This is a genomic window from Enterobacter sp. Bisph1 (assembly GCF_000814905.1).
GTDB lineage: Bacteria > Pseudomonadota > Gammaproteobacteria > Enterobacterales > Enterobacteriaceae > Kosakonia.
This window is the reverse complement of the sequence record NZ_JXAG01000036.1, coordinates 179,216-196,565: the sequence shown is the minus strand read 5'-3', so window position 1 is coordinate 196,565 and position 17,350 is coordinate 179,216. Positions and strand designations below refer to the sequence as shown.

The 17,350-nt window shown below is 46.6% G+C and carries 15 protein-coding genes and 2 pseudogenes; 5 read left to right on the top strand and 12 right to left on the bottom strand.

Features of this window, described 5'->3' with window-relative positions; translation table 11 throughout:
- From RW65_RS21925 to RW65_RS11635, 4 genes are all read right to left on the bottom strand, one after another.
- On the bottom strand, nt 1–354 hold a 354-nt coding region (locus RW65_RS21925; RefSeq protein WP_039056914.1), incomplete at its 3' end, for a DUF932 domain-containing protein.
- A 95-nt stretch (nt 355–449) separates the two neighbouring features.
- Nucleotides 450–1,313: a GTPase family protein gene (locus tag RW65_RS11645; protein WP_039056910.1), complete on the bottom strand. Its 864-nt coding sequence runs from the start codon at nt 1,311–1,313 to the stop codon at nt 450–452.
- A 450-nt stretch (nt 1,314–1,763) separates the two neighbouring features.
- Nucleotides 1,764–2,462, bottom strand: coding sequence for a hypothetical protein (locus RW65_RS11640; RefSeq protein ID WP_039056908.1), 699 nt, complete (start codon nt 2,460–2,462; stop codon nt 1,764–1,766).
- A 48-nt stretch (nt 2,463–2,510) separates the two neighbouring features.
- Complete coding sequence (locus RW65_RS11635) at nt 2,511–2,855, bottom strand: FxLYD domain-containing protein (RefSeq protein ID WP_039056907.1); 345 nt, start codon at nt 2,853–2,855, stop codon at nt 2,511–2,513.
- Between the two features lie 585 nt (nt 2,856–3,440).
- On the opposite strand from RW65_RS11635, the gene RW65_RS11630 reads away from it, so the two are divergent.
- On the top strand, nt 3,441–4,367 hold the full coding sequence (locus RW65_RS11630; RefSeq protein ID WP_039056906.1) for a WYL domain-containing protein: 927 nt from the start codon (nt 3,441–3,443) through the stop codon (nt 4,365–4,367).
- Between the two features lie 138 nt (nt 4,368–4,505).
- Here the strand turns inward: RW65_RS11630 and RW65_RS21920 are convergent.
- Together RW65_RS21920 and RW65_RS11625 are read right to left on the bottom strand one after the other, a co-directional pair.
- Nucleotides 4,506–4,640 (bottom strand): annotated as a pseudogene (locus tag RW65_RS21920) (DUF905 family protein); the annotation flags it as partial.
- 217 nt (nt 4,641–4,857) lie between these two features.
- Nucleotides 4,858–4,998, bottom strand: a pseudogene (locus tag RW65_RS11625) (GTPase family protein); the annotation flags it as partial.
- Between the two features lie 376 nt (nt 4,999–5,374).
- Here RW65_RS11625 and RW65_RS11620 point away from each other — a divergent pair.
- Genes RW65_RS11620 through RW65_RS11610 form a run of 3 tightly spaced genes read left to right on the top strand, consistent with a single transcriptional unit; the run spans nt 5,375 to nt 11,368 of the window.
- Nucleotides 5,375–8,473: a type I restriction endonuclease subunit R gene (locus RW65_RS11620; protein ID WP_039056904.1), complete on the top strand. Its 3,099-nt coding sequence runs from the start codon at nt 5,375–5,377 to the stop codon at nt 8,471–8,473.
- The gene (locus RW65_RS11615; protein ID WP_039056902.1) at nt 8,467–10,101 is read left to right on the top strand and encodes an HsdM family class I SAM-dependent methyltransferase; all 1,635 of its coding nucleotides are present in this window, start codon (nt 8,467–8,469) and stop codon (nt 10,099–10,101) included. Before RW65_RS11620 ends, RW65_RS11615 begins: the two co-directional genes overlap by 7 nt.
- Nucleotides 10,094–11,368 carry a restriction endonuclease subunit S gene (locus RW65_RS11610; protein WP_039056901.1) on the top strand — a complete coding sequence of 425 codons (1,275 nt, stop codon included), beginning with the start codon at nt 10,094–10,096 and terminating at the stop codon, nt 11,366–11,368. Before RW65_RS11615 ends, RW65_RS11610 begins: the two co-directional genes overlap by 8 nt.
- A 110-nt stretch (nt 11,369–11,478) precedes the next feature.
- On the opposite strand, the gene RW65_RS11605 is transcribed toward RW65_RS11610, so the two are convergent.
- From RW65_RS11605 to RW65_RS11590, 4 genes are all read right to left on the bottom strand, one after another.
- Nucleotides 11,479–12,102 (bottom strand): inovirus Gp2 family protein, encoded by a 624-nt coding sequence (locus RW65_RS11605; protein ID WP_039056900.1) that lies wholly within the window; start codon nt 12,100–12,102, stop codon nt 11,479–11,481.
- 222 nt (nt 12,103–12,324) lie between these two features.
- Nucleotides 12,325–13,737 (bottom strand): YfjI family protein, encoded by a 1,413-nt coding sequence (locus tag RW65_RS11600; protein ID WP_039056899.1) that lies wholly within the window; start codon nt 13,735–13,737, stop codon nt 12,325–12,327.
- Between the two features lie 131 nt (nt 13,738–13,868).
- A complete protein-coding gene (locus RW65_RS11595; RefSeq protein WP_039056898.1) occupies nt 13,869–14,105 on the bottom strand; it encodes a helix-turn-helix transcriptional regulator in 237 nt (78 codons plus the stop codon).
- 213 nt (nt 14,106–14,318) lie between these two features.
- Entirely contained in the window at nt 14,319–15,047 is a 729-nt protein-coding gene (locus RW65_RS11590) for a hypothetical protein (protein ID WP_231564382.1), read from the bottom strand.
- Between the two features lie 213 nt (nt 15,048–15,260).
- On the opposite strand from RW65_RS11590, the gene RW65_RS22675 reads away from it, so the two are divergent.
- Nucleotides 15,261–15,407: a hypothetical protein gene (locus RW65_RS22675; protein ID WP_156123996.1), complete on the top strand. Its 147-nt coding sequence runs from the start codon at nt 15,261–15,263 to the stop codon at nt 15,405–15,407.
- Here RW65_RS22675 and RW65_RS11585 read toward each other — a convergent pair.
- Both RW65_RS11585 and RW65_RS11580 read right to left on the bottom strand, forming a co-directional pair.
- Nucleotides 15,404–16,018, bottom strand: coding sequence for a Fic/DOC family protein (locus RW65_RS11585; protein ID WP_039056896.1), 615 nt, complete (start codon nt 16,016–16,018; stop codon nt 15,404–15,406). The genes RW65_RS22675 and RW65_RS11585 overlap by 4 nt on opposite strands.
- A 4-nt stretch (nt 16,019–16,022) precedes the next feature.
- Entirely contained in the window at nt 16,023–17,339 is a 1,317-nt protein-coding gene (locus tag RW65_RS11580) for a tyrosine-type recombinase/integrase (RefSeq protein ID WP_039056895.1), read from the bottom strand.
- Between the last annotated feature and the right edge of the window lie 11 nt (nt 17,340–17,350).

Here is a 17,350-nt window from a genome sequence, read left to right as displayed (position 1 = left end):
TCCCGGTAGCATCTGGTACGAACTGGTGCCGTCATGAGAGTTGAGCAGAATGATTTCCGGCACTTGCTTGCCGGTAATTTGCCCCTCGCGACGCAGGCGCAGCATGTGTTTTGTGTGCTCGCGACGCTCGGGGTCACGAACTCTGGTCTGACAGGCAAAGAACGGCTGAAAGCCCTCTCGCTGTAGGTTTTCAAGAACGGTAATGGTTGGTATCCAGGTATACCGTGCGCTGCGTGACGTATGCTTCTCCTCACTGAACACACTTGGCACCACCCGAAACAACTCTTCACGGGTTAACGGACGGTCACGACGAATAAGGTTTGCTGCGCCAAAGCGCGAAGCCAGACGGGTCATAAGCAGACTCCTAATTATGGAAAAATAAAGACAAAAAAGCCCTGTCGCATATTCGCGGCAGGGCTCAGTAAATAACTGGTGAATTTGGTAAGAATTCAGAAGAAGAAATTCCAGACGGCGCGGGCAACAGATACTACGGTATCACGTACAGCCTGGATAATTGTCCGAACCGGGGCTGGTATCAGGGGCATGCTGCTTACCGTGTCCAACACCGAACCAACCGTTTCACCAAAATCGTCACAGGCTTTTTTATTTACGGCATCGGTACGAAGCGGCGCGTTGAGCTGAGATACCACCGGGCTGCTGGCCTCACGTGGCAGACAACGAATCATCCGTTCAGCCATCACCCGCAGCCCCCACTGCAAACGTACCGACACCGCGCAGACAGGGTTTACAGGTTGGAAGAGTTCATGCAACTGGCAGATTTTGCGGCTGATATTTTGTTTCTGCTCTGTAGACAGCTTTTCACCACCGCATGTGGGTTCAACCTTGTCGGACTGACTGATAACAAACAACACTTTATGCCGGTATGCTTCACCAATCACCTCCCGGTAAAAATGTTCATCCACCGCCAGAGACCGGTCATCGGCCTTAATAAGCCACAGCACTAAGTCTAAGCGAGAGAGCTGTTGACGGTACAGCGCAACATACTCGGTATCACGAGCTCTGCTTTCACCCACGCCAGGCAGGTCGACGATGGTCATAAAGTGCTCGCCAACCTGCTGGCGAAATCGCAAAGGTTCACGGGTACAGGCTGATATGTCGCTGACCGGCGATACCTCACCGGCAAACAGGGCATTGCACAATGAGGACTTACCCGCTCCAGTTTTGCCCATAATGCCGATCATTGGCTCGTAATTTGTCAGTTGACGAATTTGCTGCATGATCCGCTCTGAGGCCCATGCTGGTAAGCTAGCAAGTGAGTTCCGTAAGGACTGCAGACTTTCCTGATTTTTCATAACATCTCCTGAGTTAAAGAATACATAAACGGCGAACCCTTATGGAGTCGCCTAAATGATGTTGCGTTCAGAGAGATGATATATGTCTGAAATTATTTCTAATGCTTATACACGGGACTCTTTCCAGGCTTTCTGAATTTCTATTCCTACTAGTAGGCTAATTCGTTACTCCTTATAGCCGAAAAGGAGACAACATTGACATTTGAATAAAAAGCACCGGTAGTTAGCCTGTGCTTTTTATGCTGCGATTACTTCTTCATTGGTGGGATTTTAGGACCGCTTGCTGGAGCAAAAGCACTCTGAGATGTCGTTTGAGTAGAGGTCTGGCGTCCATAGCCAGGAGGTTGATTACCTTGCTGTGGCCGCGCAACCATCTGAATTCCCCTAGATTCAACTTGAGCACCATTTATCGCCATCTGTAGCCCCGCCTGTGCTCTTAACTCTCTGCCGTCAAAGGTCGGCATGCTGATTTTTTTCAGCGTCTGATTCTTTGTCATGTGGAACCTCAATGTAATTTTCAAATACGACCATTTTACCGTATTCTTTTGAAAGATAGATAAATCCCGTCGTCCAGAGAACTGAACCTGTTTCCGAACTGAGTACAGTAGCATTTAGGAGCCCCAGCTCCTGCGTTTTCTCATTTTCGTTATACAGATAGACTGTTCCATGAATAAGCATGTTATTTTCATGCAGCAGTACGTAGCATTGCCCTGTATTTCTGTGCATGATCTCAACTGACCGTATAAAGGCATTATCATCACCGTATTTATTTGAAATGCCCTTACGCAGTAACAGTTCATGAAATGTCCGTTTGGTCGCAAGATAGACAGCGATCAGTCCTAAAGGGATAGCACAAAGCCCGCCCAGTAAGATCTCCAGTGGGTTAATCGCTATCTTTTCCTCATTGGGAATAGACCAGACTGACAGTAATCTCCAGTTAATCGATTTGGTATCACCGATCCCAGCAATCAGTTGAAATAAACTCACTGCTGCCTGCATTGCCAGATAAGTAACGATACCAAATACAACCGACATCAGAACATATCGAAATGAATCCCAAGATTTATGTTGAGTGTAAGTATCATAAATTAATGCCATAATGACGCCAGGGATCATTATTGTTACCAGAGATACTGTCAGTGTGTTCATTTACATTCCTGATAATTTTATCTTGAGAATAAACACTTAATAAAAACATCAATTTATGACGTTAATCTCAGTAACCTTAAAACTATCAGGCTTAACAGAAAAACTATTATAAGGAGCCTGTACTTTCCAGCTCTGTCCGGACTCAAGATTCTCTACCATAGCGATGGTTTGCCCCACTACGGTATTATTTTGAAGAAGGTTAATTTTCACGAAAACATGCTTGAGTGTCTGACTGGTAGTATTAATACCATTACCTTCAATTTGCTGCATTCCATTTGGTGTCGTGGCAAAATGAAGATCAGAAAGTGCAACCTTCTGGCTACTATCTGCTGCGAATGCAGAACCAGAAACCACAGCTGTAGTAAGAATGATATTACGAAGAATTTTTTTCATTGCATTACCCTTAAAATAGAAGTTGAGCTATGTATAGCAATTAAAGGCAGGCCACATTGACCTGCTTAGCACTGGTTGAACTATTTAGTCTTACGACAAGCCGTACAATGAGGAATGACAAGGACTTTACCCTTTTTCGGCAAAATTACCTTACCCGTCTTTTCATGAATGGCTTTTGTAGCAAAAGTGATTTCACAATCCTGTTTACAGCGTGGGCAGTAGCCCATTCGTGGTGTGGTCATATACCACTCCTTGTGTTGCAAGGAGTTTCATTTCACTGGAGGCAGGCTTGTCGGCTACGCTATAATTAACGTATACTCAACATTCTGATCAGCAAGACTCAGTGGTGAATGACGCTCCGCAGAGTTTTTGTTTTTCTGGTGAGGGACTGTTTGCAGACAGTCCCTCACCCCCCCCTCAGTGCTAATCCAACCAGACAAACACCTTCACCTGAATGAACCTTCCTGAGCTATCATGTCGATTTGATTACTTTCTCGACTGAGGTAATCCTATCTCATTGCGTAAAGCAGTGCAACATGTGATAATGAACAGTATATTTAATAGATCATAAATCGGAGCGTATCGATGCCAATGTTTCATGATGTTCATCTGGAACTGCTGGTCGACGCCTATTCACTTCCCCAGGCAGAACGACTTGCGTACATAGATCTCTGTATTCGCTATCTTGGCAGCATCTCCAGAGCTGAAATTATGGCTGAGTTCAAGGTTGCTCAGGCTGCAGCATCTAAGGATCTTGCTCTCTATCGGGAGCTAAAACCGGATAACTGCAGCATTGATACTGCAACTAAAAGAACTGTTATCCTTGCAGACAGCTATACCCCACTAATTAGGATTGGTGTTCACACGGCCCTTAACCTTATTCAGTATGGGTTTACACGCTCCGAATTAATGCAAAAGCGGCCAATGCTACCCATTGATGAAGTGGACCCGCTCTATCAACCGGAACGTCTCAAAGAAGAACAGGTAGCGGCAGTAACAAGGGCAATAAAAGGACAATGTGCCATTAGATGTTCCTACGGTTCAAAAAGTGGTGATCACAGGGAAAGGATACTGTTTCCATCAGCATTGTTTGTTGACCGTAAGAACTGGTATTTCCGAGCTTATGACCGAAATGAGGAACAACCACAGGGCAGTGGTTTTAAGAACTTCAAACTATCCAGGCTTTTTGATGCTCATTTGGAAGCATCCATTTCACCGACTCTTGCTGAGAAGACGGATAGAGAGTGGGACGAAGAAATCACTTTTATAATTGAATTTAAAAAGAATTTACCAAAAGAAACAATTAATGAGATATCGCGCGAGTTCTCTATCAATGGTAACGTCCATTCCGTCACCTGCCGGGCAGCGTTGGCCTGTTATGTGAAGACCAATTGGAAAATTGACCTGACCAATGATGAGAATAATAAGTGGTTATACTTTGACGTACTGAATGCAGAGGCTTTACAAGAAGTTCAGTGTTTAGCACCATTGTTTGAAGAAAAAAATGGGTGATTATCACAATCCATTGATTTATTGCTGTTTTATAGCCTGCTGTCTTCAATCTCTGGGCGGCTATCGTGTTAATTAACGAGCCTTATATTTTGTTTCCAAAGTATAAGGCTTTGCAAAAAAATGAGTACATTGCATTCAAACTATTCGGCCTTCGGAATCACAAACGACAAGACGAAAATGGCTGCTCTGGTCATCTTCAATGGTGATATTGCGGTACGCTGCCGTGACGGCTTCCGTCTGCAGCCGGGTGAAAGGCCCCGGTGGCAGTAACACTGATTGGGCATGTCAGGCTCCTGCTAAAAGAAAACCCTAAAAGCCTAGTGGCTGTCGGGGTGGATTTGTGGGAGAAGATGCGGCTTTCAGTTGTTACCGCCGCAGTCTCCGGGAGGGGGCAGAAACTTCGCGGTGTTCGTCGGGTCAACGCTGAAGGTCCCCGCTTTTCGGTTATTAACGTAAATCTCAAATTGCCGGACCTTACGGATATTCATGATTCCCCGGCAAACAAAGCGTTGTACAGGCTGCTCTTTCCCGCTCCGGTTTTACCCATAATGCCTATGACCTGCTCATAGTTGGTGAGACTGTGGATATGTTTCAGGATTGTTTCAGATAAATGCACGGACAGTGCGGCCATTGTCTTGCTGATAGCATTGATACCTTCTTGTTTACTCATGATATTTTCCTGATAGAAAATAAAATTTGATAACGGCTAACCAATAGGTTAGCCGTATAGATGGTAGTGTTCGGGAGGATGATGCATGTCTGAAATTATCTTAATTGTGGCTGATTGATCTAGCCCCTCACTTTGCAACCATTATTGATTTTCCTGATAAAATCTCGGGTCTGGCGAGGCGGTGATCATTTCAAGTAAGGCGCGACAAATGTGCTCGGGCAGTTAACAGAGAACGTGTAACATAGCTATAAATTGAACAGACATAGCTGCCAGCCGTTCTGGGATTATGGGGCGCTGCATGGCCTGAGACGTGATAAAAATCAAAACAGGGTATACGATGAAATTCACCGAAGACACTCGGGTAAAAATCCCCGTCATCCTCCACCTGATACGGCTGGGCTACCGCTACCTGTCTCTGAAAGAACAACACTGGGACAAAGAAACCAACATCTTTCCTGACCTTTTCACCGCTGCAGTTGGCAGAATTAACCCCGGAATTGCGCCCGACGACATCGGGCGCCTGTTAAAAGACCTCACGCTGCTTCTCGACAACGACGACCTGGGCCGCGCCTTCTTCGAAAAACTCAGCGACCGTTCCGGCATCAAACTGATAGACTTCGATAACTTCAACAACAACAGCTTCCATGTCGTCACCGAACTAACCTGCGAAAACGGCGATGAAGAGTTCCGCCCGGACATCACGCTACTGATCAATGGTATGCCACTGATCTTTATCGAAGTAAAAAAACCCAACAACCGCGAAGGTATCGTCGCAGAACGCAACCGCATCAACGAACGCTTTAAGAACCCAAAATTCAAACGCTTCGCCAATATCACCCAGTTCATGATCTTCTCCAACAACATGGAGTATGACGACAGCGACCCGGAGCCGATTCAGGGGGCTTTCTACGCCAGCAGCTCTTACAGCAACCCGGTATTCAACTACTTTCGCGAAGAAGAACTCTTCAACCTGACGGCGTTACTGAAACCACTGTCAGAAGAAACCGAAATCGCCATCCTGAAAGACAACAACCTAGAAGTAATCCGCACCAACCCAGAATTTCAGACCAATAAAGATCACAACCGCCCGACCAACCGCCTCTGCACCGCGCTGTTAAGCCGCGATCGGCTGGCATTTATCCTGCGCTATGCACTGGTATACGTCGCCGAGTCGGGGGGCATCCAGAAACACATCATGCGCTACCCGCAGCTCTTCGCTACCAAAGCGATCGAACGTAAACTCAACGCTGGCGTAAAAAAAGGCATCATCTGGCACACTCAGGGCAGTGGAAAAACCGCACTGGCTTACTACAACGTGCGCTTCCTGACGGATTACTTCCAGAGTCAGCAGGTGATCCCAAAATTCTACTTTATTGTTGACCGTCTGGATCTGCTCCAGCAGGCGCAGCGCGAGTTCACCGCCCGTGGCTTAATTGTTCACCTTATTGACTCACGCGAAGCCTTCACCCGCGACATCAAAGCGGCGCAGGCGCTGCACAATCACCACGGCAAAGCGGAAATCACCGTCGTCAACATCCAGAAATTCCGCGATGACCCGGACGTCGTCACCATCAAAGACTACGACATCAACATCCAGCGCGTGTATTTCCTCGATGAAGTCCACCGCAGCTACAACCCCAAAGGGAGCTTCCTGGCGAACTTAAGCCAGTCGGACACCAACGCCATCAAAATTGGCCTGACCGGTACACCTCTGCTGGGAACGGACTACAACTCCCGCGACCTCTTCGGCGACTACATCCATAAATACTACTACAACGCCTCCATTGCCGATGGCTACACGCTGCGCCTGATCCGTGAAGAGATCGCCACCAACTACCGGATGATCCTGCAACAGGCGCTAAAAGACGTAGAAGTCAGAATGGGCGATGTAGATCGCAAATACATCTACGCCCATCCCAGCTTCGTCAAACCGATGCTGGACTACATCGTCACCGACTTTGCCAAAAGCCGGGGGGCGCTGAATGATGGCACCATCGGCGGCATGGTGATATGTGACAGTTCTGAACAGGCCAAACAGATGTTTGAATTGTTCAACGCCGACTACGCCGAATCGCCCACCGTCACCGATGGAGTCACCGACGAAATGCCTGTATTACAGGCCGCAGAACCCGCTGCCGTTTATCAGATCCACGCCAAAGAAACACGGAAAATCAAACGCGCCGCCCTAATCCTGCACGACATTGGTAGCAAGCAGGAACGTAAAGAGTGGGTGGAGCAATTCAAAGCGGGCGAGATTGACCTGCTATTCGTCTACAACATGCTGCTCACCGGGTTTGATGCCAAACGGCTGAAAAAACTCTACCTCGGGCGGGTTATCAGAAAGCACAACCTGCTCCAGGCGCTGACCCGCGTCAACCGAACCTACAACCACTTCCGCTACGGCTATGTGGTGGACTTCGCCGATATCCGCCAGGAATTTGACGCCACCAACAAAGCCTACTTCGAAGAGCTACAGGCCGAACTGGGCGACGAAATGGAGCACTACTCACGCCTTTTCAAATCGGCGGAAGAGATCCGTGAAGAAATAGAGCATATCAAAGACGTTCTATTCAGCTTCGATACAGAAAACGCAGAAATCTTCACGGACCAGATAAACCAGATTCAGGATCGGGAAACCGCGCTGGCGTTGAAAAACGCGCTGGCCGACGCCCGCAGCCTGTACAACCTGATCCGCCTCCAAGGCAACACGGAGTTTCTCCAGGCGCTGGACTTCAATAAACTCAACATCCTCTATCGCGAAGCCTGCCACCGCCTCGACTTACTCAACCTGAAAGCAGATCTGGAACAGGGTGTTGATTTATCCGGCCTGCTTAACCGGGCGCTGGAAGAAGTGATCTTTGAATTCCACAAAGTGGGTGAAGAAGAGCTGGTACTGGCCGACGAACTGAAAGAAACGCTGCGCCGTACCCGCGAGGCGCTGGCCGCAAATTTCGACCAACAGGATCCGCAGTTTATCAGCCTGAAAGACGAACTGGAGCGCCTGTTCAAGAAAAAGAAGCTCAGCGAAGTCACGCAGGAAGAAATGGTTGCGAATATCGGCACACTCAATAAAATTCATGACCGTATTAAAGAGCTGAACCGTCAGAACAACCTGCTGCGCCAGAAATATCGGGGCGATGTGAAATACGCGCGTACCCACAAACGCCTGCGCGAGCACGGCGGCCTTAGCGAGCCAGAGCGTAAAATCTTCGAAGCACTGCTCGGTGTCAAGCTGGATGCGGATGGAAAAGTGCTGAACAATAGCCAAATACTGAACAATGAAAGCTACTTTGAACGCCAGATCGTGTCATGCGTGCTTGAACACTTTGAAAAACAACAGAAGATCACTCTCAGTGCGAAAGCGGCTGGCGATATCAACCGCCTGATTGTGGCGGAATACCTGAACGAATTTAATACCGGAGCACGTACGTGGTAGAACTGGAATTTAGAGACAAAACTAAAACCCTGATCGATAGCCTGAAAAGCATTTGTGCTAACTACGGTCTGGGCAACGACGGTAACGAATTCAAAATCATCACTCAGGCATTTCTATACAAATTCCTGAACGACAAATTCGCCTTTGAAGCCAAAAAGGTGGATACAAGCATCGCCAGCGCCGAAAAATGGGAAGTTGCGCTCAATCAGATGAGTGAAGAACAGCGGGATAAGCTGCAACTGAAAATGAGCGCCGACACAGCGCGTCTGAAGCCACATCACTTCATTCAGTATTTATACAACCGTCAAAATGAGGCCAATTTCGCCACCACCTTTGACGACACCCTGATGGACATCGCCGCTACCAACAACGATGTCTTCGCGGTCAAAACCGACGGCGGCGCGAAAGTGGTGCTGTTTGAACGCCTCAGTCAGTACATTGCCGATGAATCAAAGCGCGATGACTTCTGCCGCGCTATTATCAACAAACTGGCCGATTTCAGCTTCGAACGTATCTTCACGCAGAAATTCGACTTCTACGCCACTATCTTTGAATACCTGATCAAAGACTACAACAGCAACTCCGGCGGCAAATACGCCGAATACTACACGCCCCACGCCGTGGCGCGCATCATGGCAGAAATCCTGGTGCCAAAAGCGCAGCAGGGCGTGGTGCGTAACGTAAGCTGTTACGATCCGTCTGCCGGTTCCGGCACGCTGCTGATGAGCGTGGCACACGCTATCGGGGAAGATCGTTGCAGCATCTTTGCGCAGGATATTTCGCAGAAATCCTCCAGTCTGCTGCGCCTGAACCTGATCCTCAACAATCTGGTGCATTCAATCCCCAACGTTATCCAGGGCAACACCATTCTGCATCCGTTCCACAAGGACGGCAGCGCGCTGAAACGCTTTGACTACATCGTCTCCAACCCGCCGTTCAAGATGGATTTCAGCGATTTCCGCGACGATCTCGACAGCAAAGAAAACCAGCAACGTTTCTTTGCCGGGATACCGAAAATCAAAGCCAAAGCCAGGGACAAAATGGAAATTTACCAGTTGTTCCTGCAACACATCATTTTCTCGCTGAAACCGGGTGGTAAGGCGGCGGTGGTGGTGCCGACCGGGTTTATCACCGCGCAGTCGGGCATTGATAAAGGGATTCGCGAACATCTGGTGAAAAACAGGATGCTGGCGGGCGTGGTTTCCATGCCGTCGAATATCTTCGCCACCACCGGCACCAACGTGTCGATCCTGTTTATTGACGCCAGCAACAAAGAGAAAGTGGTGCTGATCGACGCCTCGAATTTAGGTGAAAAGGTCAAAGACGGTAAAAACCAGAAAACGGTACTAACCGAAGAAGAAGAGCAGCGCATCTGCGAAGTGTTCAACAACAAGTGGAGCGAAGAGGATTTCTCGGTGGTGGTCAGCTATGACGACATCGCCGGGAAAAATTACTCGTTCAGCGCCGGGCAGTATTTTGATGTGAAAATTGAATATACCGATATGACGCCGGAACAGTTTGCCGCGAAGATGAAAGGGTTTACGGAAAATCTGGAGAATTTGTTTAGCCAGTCGCGCGAGTTGGAAGCGGAGATTAAGAAGCAGATGGCGGGGCTGAAGTATGAGTAATTGGCCTATTGAAAAATTGAAAGGAAAATTGAACATAAAACATGGTTTCCCTTTCAAGGGCGAGTTCTTTTCAGATCAAAAAACAGAGTTTATTGTGCTCACTCCGGGAAATTTTTATGAGACTGGCGGCTTCAAAAGACAACTAGGTAAAGAAAAATTTTACACTGGAGAGTTTCCAGAGGAATACATACATAGCAAAGGTGATGTAATTGTTGCTATGACGGAACAAGCTGCTGGTTTGCTTGGTAGCTGTGCCCGAATTCCAGAGTCTGGACTGTACTTACATAATCAACGATTAGGGTTAATAAAAACAAATCCGCAATATTTGTTGAAAGACTATGTTTATTATCTGTTTAGAACAAATACTGTTAGAGGACAAATCAGGCTTACATCGTCGGGTTCAAAGGTTAAACATACCTCTCCGGAAAGAATCTATGATGTTAAGGTGCCGCTCCCTGATGTAAAAAAACAACAGAAGATCGTGGATTTTCTGGATATATTTGAGGATAAGCTCGAACTTAACAACCGCATCAATACCGAACTGGAAGCGATGGCGAAAACGCTATACGACTACTGGTTTGTACAGTTCGATTTCCCTGATGCCAACGGAAAACCGTATAAAACTTCCGGCGGGAAGATGGTGTATAATGCAACGCTAAAACGAGAAATCCCGGCGGATTGGAAATCTGGAACATTAGATGACTTAGGCCAAATTGTAGGTGGCAGTACTCCCACTACCAGTAAACCAGAGAATTTTACAGCAAATGGTACGCCATGGATCACACCAAACGATCTGTCTGACAATCAGAGCAATAAATTTATCTCTCGCGGTGCCCTGGATGTTTCTGTTGAAGGGATTAAAAGTGCCTCACTAAAGACTTACCCTGCTGGAACTGTGTTATTAAGTTCACGAGCGCCTATTGGCTATATGGCGATTTCCCGAAATGAATTGACTACAAATCAGGGATTTAAATCCTTCATTCCGTCAAAAAATTACTCAACGGAATATGTGTACTATGCGGTGAAAAATAGCCTTCCCGTTATTGTGAAAAATGCCTCAGGGTCGACGTTTAAAGAAGTTTCTGGCTCTGTTTTGAAGGAAATAGACGTTATGCTTCCAGCATTTTCTGTTACTGATAGTTTTACAAAAATGGTAGCTGGAATATTTTCCCGTCAGGATAAATTAGAACAGGAAGATCAGCAACTCATTGTACTCCGCGACTGGCTCCTCCCTCTACTTATGAACGGACAGGTATCGATCAAATAATCCCCGGCGTGTTTTGCGAGGCGCATTCCAGATCCGCATTGCGCCTCGCTCACCGTAACCAAAACCCTGCCATCCATTACTGGTAGTAGTATCTCTCACATTTACCGGTATTAATTATTACTACACCCAAATGATCTATTCCCATCATCAAAAACCTTGCTTTTCACTTTGGTCAGATAGTCAATTCTGTTTAGTAAATCACCGGGATACATGCCATTAAGAATATCATCACGATGCAGGACATATTTACCATTAGCAGGATACTGCACTAGGTGCTGTCCCTCTTCGGGGATCAGGTTTAATGCGCTACACCATGCTGAGGTGATCATGGTTCTTAGTGTGTCGTCATCCAGATTGAAATCTCCTAAATGGTAATAAGCATCTTTGTTCAGGAACAGAAATACGTGGAAGTGACGTTTCCCATTCTGAGTAAATTCTCGTACCCACGCATAACGGAGCGTATTCGGGTGTACCCGTTTACCTTCTTTACGCTTGCGCTGTTCATCTGCTGCCAATTTGGCTTTCAGTGAATTGGTAAATCTTGATATAGATCCTGAATCAGTATTAGCGATACAGGAAATGGTATCACCATTATCCAGCATAACCGGGTCATGCAGATCCACCCGTATTGCCAGTGTACGTCCGTGTTCTTTAACGGCTTTATTAATAACTTCAATAATTCTTTCTTTATATGATTTAACATGACTGCCATATTCGCTATCGTAGAGGTTCATAATTTATTCCTTGATAGATAGCAGTCATCGCATTACTGATATGGCTATTAGTGTGGTGGATATACAGATACTGTTAACGACAATATATTAACTATCCGACAATTAATTTCAGACAAAAAAATAGCCACAGCCTGCGATGACTGATTAAAAGTTACTCTGTAATTAGTTACAATGATGGCTCTTTAATAAACAAATTATTCCAACTTGCATTTGTTCTGTTCGTTATATAAAACCATCGACAGGTTGAATAAATATGGTTTTCCCTCTTTTCTCTGCACGTATTTTGTTTTGCGAATAAAGTGTACTCAGCAGTTCATTCACTTTACTCCGGTTCCTGAACCGGTTCGGACCATATTGCATGATGGTTGTCTTCCTGATATACGGCACCACACACCTGTAGCAATAATCTTTTATCCACGAGTAAAGTTCGTCTGCTTCTGAACTTACCAGCAGCAACGTCTGGGGTTTAGAGAAAATTCTAACATACTCATCAACATACCAGGCGATTATATCTACTGCGGCTTCCACGGCAATAAGGGATATATCTCCTTCATCGCCGTTGAAGTAATGCAGCAGTGCGGCGATCCTTGCCATATTCTCCGCCATTTTAGAAGCATAATCCTTAAAATCAGACAGGAAGCCAATCAGCCCCATTTCTGACTCGACTTTGTTATAAAATTCGAGCCAGCGTTTTTCTGCTTCGGGAGAGAAACGCAGACACTGACGATCATTTTCCTCATTTCTGGCAATGCTCTCGTTAACAATGTCCATCAGTCGTTGATGAAATATCAGCAGATGCTCACTTGAGACAACCGGACTGGTAATTTGCCTGTAGCCCTGTGTTGAACCCGGTTGACATATCAGGCATCGGGCGAAGAATCCGATCCCTTTCGCGGCATCGCCTTTTCGTTCCAGATAACCTTTTTTAAACACATCAGGCTGAATCATCAGTCCCAGCGTCATTCTGGCATCTTTGATTAATTTATCTGGCTCACTTTTTCTTTCCACGGGAAACATTGCGCCATCCCACATTTTATTGATGAAAGGCAGTTCATTCAGCGCGTAGCCGTTAAAAATGGTGCCAGCTTCATCAGACATAAGCCCGATGGACCGCCAGCGTCCACAGAGAGAGTCTTTCATCGCTGCAGGTGTGGCATCGCTGTATATCTGCCTTAACCTGACCGGTGCTTTTGGAGACACCGCCAGTAGCGCTTTCAGCCGTTCATTCGTTGCGGAGTGATCTTTATTACGGTGAATATCGGTTTTCAATTTTGACATCAGGGCTTTCTTTTCAATATTAAAAACCGTTTCCGCATTCCTCCAGACAATCAAGTCCTGAGTATATTTTTCAAACCATTCTTCTTCCAGTTGATACAATGGCTTCATCAGTAGTTTGTCCACAGTGCTTTTGCGTTCACCAGATTCCGCCAGCGTTAGTAAGAAAAGTGATACCGGACTGCGCAGATTATTCAGTCGGCACACATCAATCCGGTTTTGGCAGGCCAGCGAAATAACCCCCAGTACCGATGCGGCAATCAAAGCCTGAGGAGCCTGCGTGTGCTGTTCCACTTCATATACCGCATTTCTGATGATCTGCGGGAACACATGCACAGGGAAAGGACGACCACACAGCATAGATACCTCTTATTCAGTTAACGTTTAAAACGATTCCCCTCACATTGCTATTCCGCTATTAATGGCAGAAATAGCAGGATGAACACGGGGCATTAAGGAAAAAACAAAAAATAAATACAAAAAACTTAAGGTTAACGATCATTGATCCAACAAAGCAGGTCACTTAACAGCCATCCGCAGGATTTCAGGCCGATAGACTTACGCTGTGGAAACTTACCAACCTGTTCCAGTTTCCACGCGGTAGAGCGGGAAATGGACGTGATACGCTGGCGCTCCCGTTCACGCACCAGACGATCACCTTGCTCACCATAATCACGCAGGATTTTCAGGCGTTCTTCCGGGGTGGGGGTGATAAATGTTGTACTCATACTGCCTCCTTTGTTTCAGTGGATGCAGCATGTCGCAAGTGGGTAACTGAATGACAGCAGCGGACACCTTATTAAGGTGTTAGCGCTTATTACGGGGCTTAATGCGGTTGCTGTGGTTCTCGATTCAACTGGCGTGTCCACTCATTGATGATTTTTCCATCTTTAAAGTGGACGAAGCGCCATTATGACGATTTATTACCAGCGGGAGAGGGTCTATTGATTTTCATTCTCAATACGTTTTATCCACTTAGCGATAGTGTCATCACTGAATGAGTCTTTGAATCCATATTTTTTGGATGCCACAGTAAGCATCTCCGCCATTTTTGAAAAATTAACCTCACCATTGCCATCAAGATAATGCTCTTTCAGCATGACATACAGGGCTATTCTTTCTGGCCTAGAAATACGGGTTTGTTTTTCTTTTTTCACGCCGGGCATGTTTTCTACACTTTGTGGTGACAATTCATTTGCATCAAAAAATAGTTCTGATTTATCTCGAAAAACTTCACTTGGAAATATCAAATAATCCCTATCATCTTTACCATATACCGCAATCGCACCTGCAATATTATTATTTTCTCTGACAGTATCCATATCCGTTAGCACGTAATGGTCTTCAGCAAAACGAGTCACTGGCGTAGCCTTTACCCGCCAGTAACCATGTGCATGCCCATTGTAGGTATAACGACATATCCCCAAGTCACCTTCCAGAAGTCGAGATTCAATTTCTGCATCTTTCTCCGGGTAAAACTGCCTTATTTTAAACTCTGGCATTTTTTCATGCTGATAATAATCCATGCCTGATTTAATTTTCCTCTCCCAATCTTTAAGAAGAAATTGGCCTCCACCAAGGTACCTGACGATCTGGCATGGCAAAGCATCCAACCGAATGTAGAGTGGAACTTTATGATCAAGCCAATCATTCAGTAAATTTTCAGACATGATATGGCACTTTTCAGATGCCATTGACAAAGGGTAAAAATCGGGCCGCTTTAATGTCATTCGACTTGTCGTCCTGTGTGACGCTTCGCTGCTTGCGCTATATGTGCTTTATATATTGATTTATATAACTGAAAAGTGGCATTCAGTCTATGCCTTGCAAGCAGCCCCGTTACCCTCTAAAATTTCCGGATTAACTTAAGAGAACACAGCATCATGAAGAAAACACCTGTAACAAAAGCCCAAATCTATCGCGCCGTTGCCAGCTCAACCGCGATCGAAACCGGTGTTTCTGTGCAAAAGATTGAGCAGCAACTCAAAAAAAATCAGGCACAAGCGAAAGCCGTCGGCCTTGCCTGTTAATCAGGTAAGATATCACTCACCAGTTGCATCATAGGGCTGTAGTTCCCTGATACGCCTGCCTGTATTGCCTTGAAGTAAAACGCCTTGTGCTCATCCCACAGGCTGTAGTCCAGTAAGCCCTTCCCCGCCAGAACCGACAGTACATCACAAAGCAGTCGCGACAGACGCCCGTTACCTTCTCTGAATGGATGGATCAAAATAAACTCCACATGGCATTCAGCCAGATAGCTAACCAGCTCCGGACGAGCCATGGATTTCAGTTCACCAGACCTGGAGAGAAATTGCCTCTCGAAACCATCGAGAAGCAGTGGAATTCTGTCGGCAGCGGCAAATTGAAAACTATCTTTAGTCAGGTTGGCATTGCGTAACCTCCCAGCCCAGTCATACACATTCCCCAGCCATTGGCGATGCCACCCACTGATATGCTCAAAAGTCAGCACCGCTGGCGGCTGGCCTTCGATAAATAGCTGTTCATAAAGCATCAGCAGCAGGCCAGACTCCAGCGCCTCCATTTCCTGTTCATCAGTAATCCCTAACTTATTAGCCAACACCAGGTCTCCAGAGCCCGGTTGATACCGCTCTTCTGCTGAATTAAGCTCGTATTTTGCCAAGCTCTTACCTCCGCCCAAACAAGTTCACAACGTTGTCTTCTTGCCGCCGCTGATAGTTGTTAACCCGATCTTCCCAGATTTCAAGCGCCCTACGCTTTTCAGTCAGGTAATCATAGCGATCATAGTGTTTCGAGCTGACGTCGTTTAAAGCGTGATTCTGAATACGGTCTCGAATCTCTTTGCTTATCCCCGCCTCCCCCATCAACGTTTTACAGGTGCGACGTAAATCTCGCGCCGTGAAAACTTTAAACTCGGGATTAAAGGCCCGAAAATACATGATGGAACGCGCCAGACTATCGGTACGCACCGGACGCTCACTGTTGGTCGATAGAGGAAAAATATAGGGACTGTTACTTTCCTTCGTCAGCCTTTTCACTGAGGCTAATTCCTGTAGTGCCGATTCAGTCAGCGGGATCAGGTGCTCACGCTTGTTTTTCGATACATCGGCTATGACCAGTAACGTCTTTTGCTGCCAGTCAATCGCGCTCCACTGGCTGGCAATCATTTCAAACGGGCGCTGCCCGCCAGCATAAACACAGAAGCGGATAAGGTGCTGCATCAACGGCCCAACGTTAGTTGCCTGAGCGAACTGCTCCATGACATAACGCAGCTCTTCCAGCGTCAACCATGTATCACCCACTTTCTCCGCCGAGGACTGCTTCGGTATAGCCGATACCGGATTAACTTCAAGCCCGAACGTAATGCCCACGCTGGTATTCATCGGATCGTTATCGGCTTTAAGCCCGTAGTTGAATGCCGCCATCAGATAGGAACGAATGCGGTTTGCATGGACCACCGCATCACGCTGGATGATGCCAGACAAGATCGTTTTGATCTGTAAGGGCGTGACATCTTTCGCTTTGGTCCCGCGAGGAATGACTGAATAGCACTCTTTTTCAAGACGCTTCAGTACATCGGCCCAGGTCCGCTTATTGTCGAGCTTCATCTTGTTAACATAGCCATGCACCAGTTCTTTAAACGATCCCTGCGAACGATGAAGCTGCATAATGTGCTGTTCGGCCAGGCGTTGTTGCTCAAGCTCTTGCTGGGGTTCCTTTCCTTCGACAAGCCAGGCTCCGTACTTTTTCGCCAGTTCATTGGCCGTCACCAGTTTCATCTCAGGCCAAATGCCCAACTGAATAAACTTCTCTTTCTTCCCTTTCTCAACGTAGTAACGGAAATAAAAAACCTTGCTGCCTGAAGGCTGAACCTTAACGCCAAGCCTGCCGGTACCGCGCTGAGCACTGTTGCTCCACACGTAGTACGACGTGCTTTTTGTCTTCAATCCACGTATAGCAGTCTCGGTAAGATTAGCGGCCATGAGGTTACCTT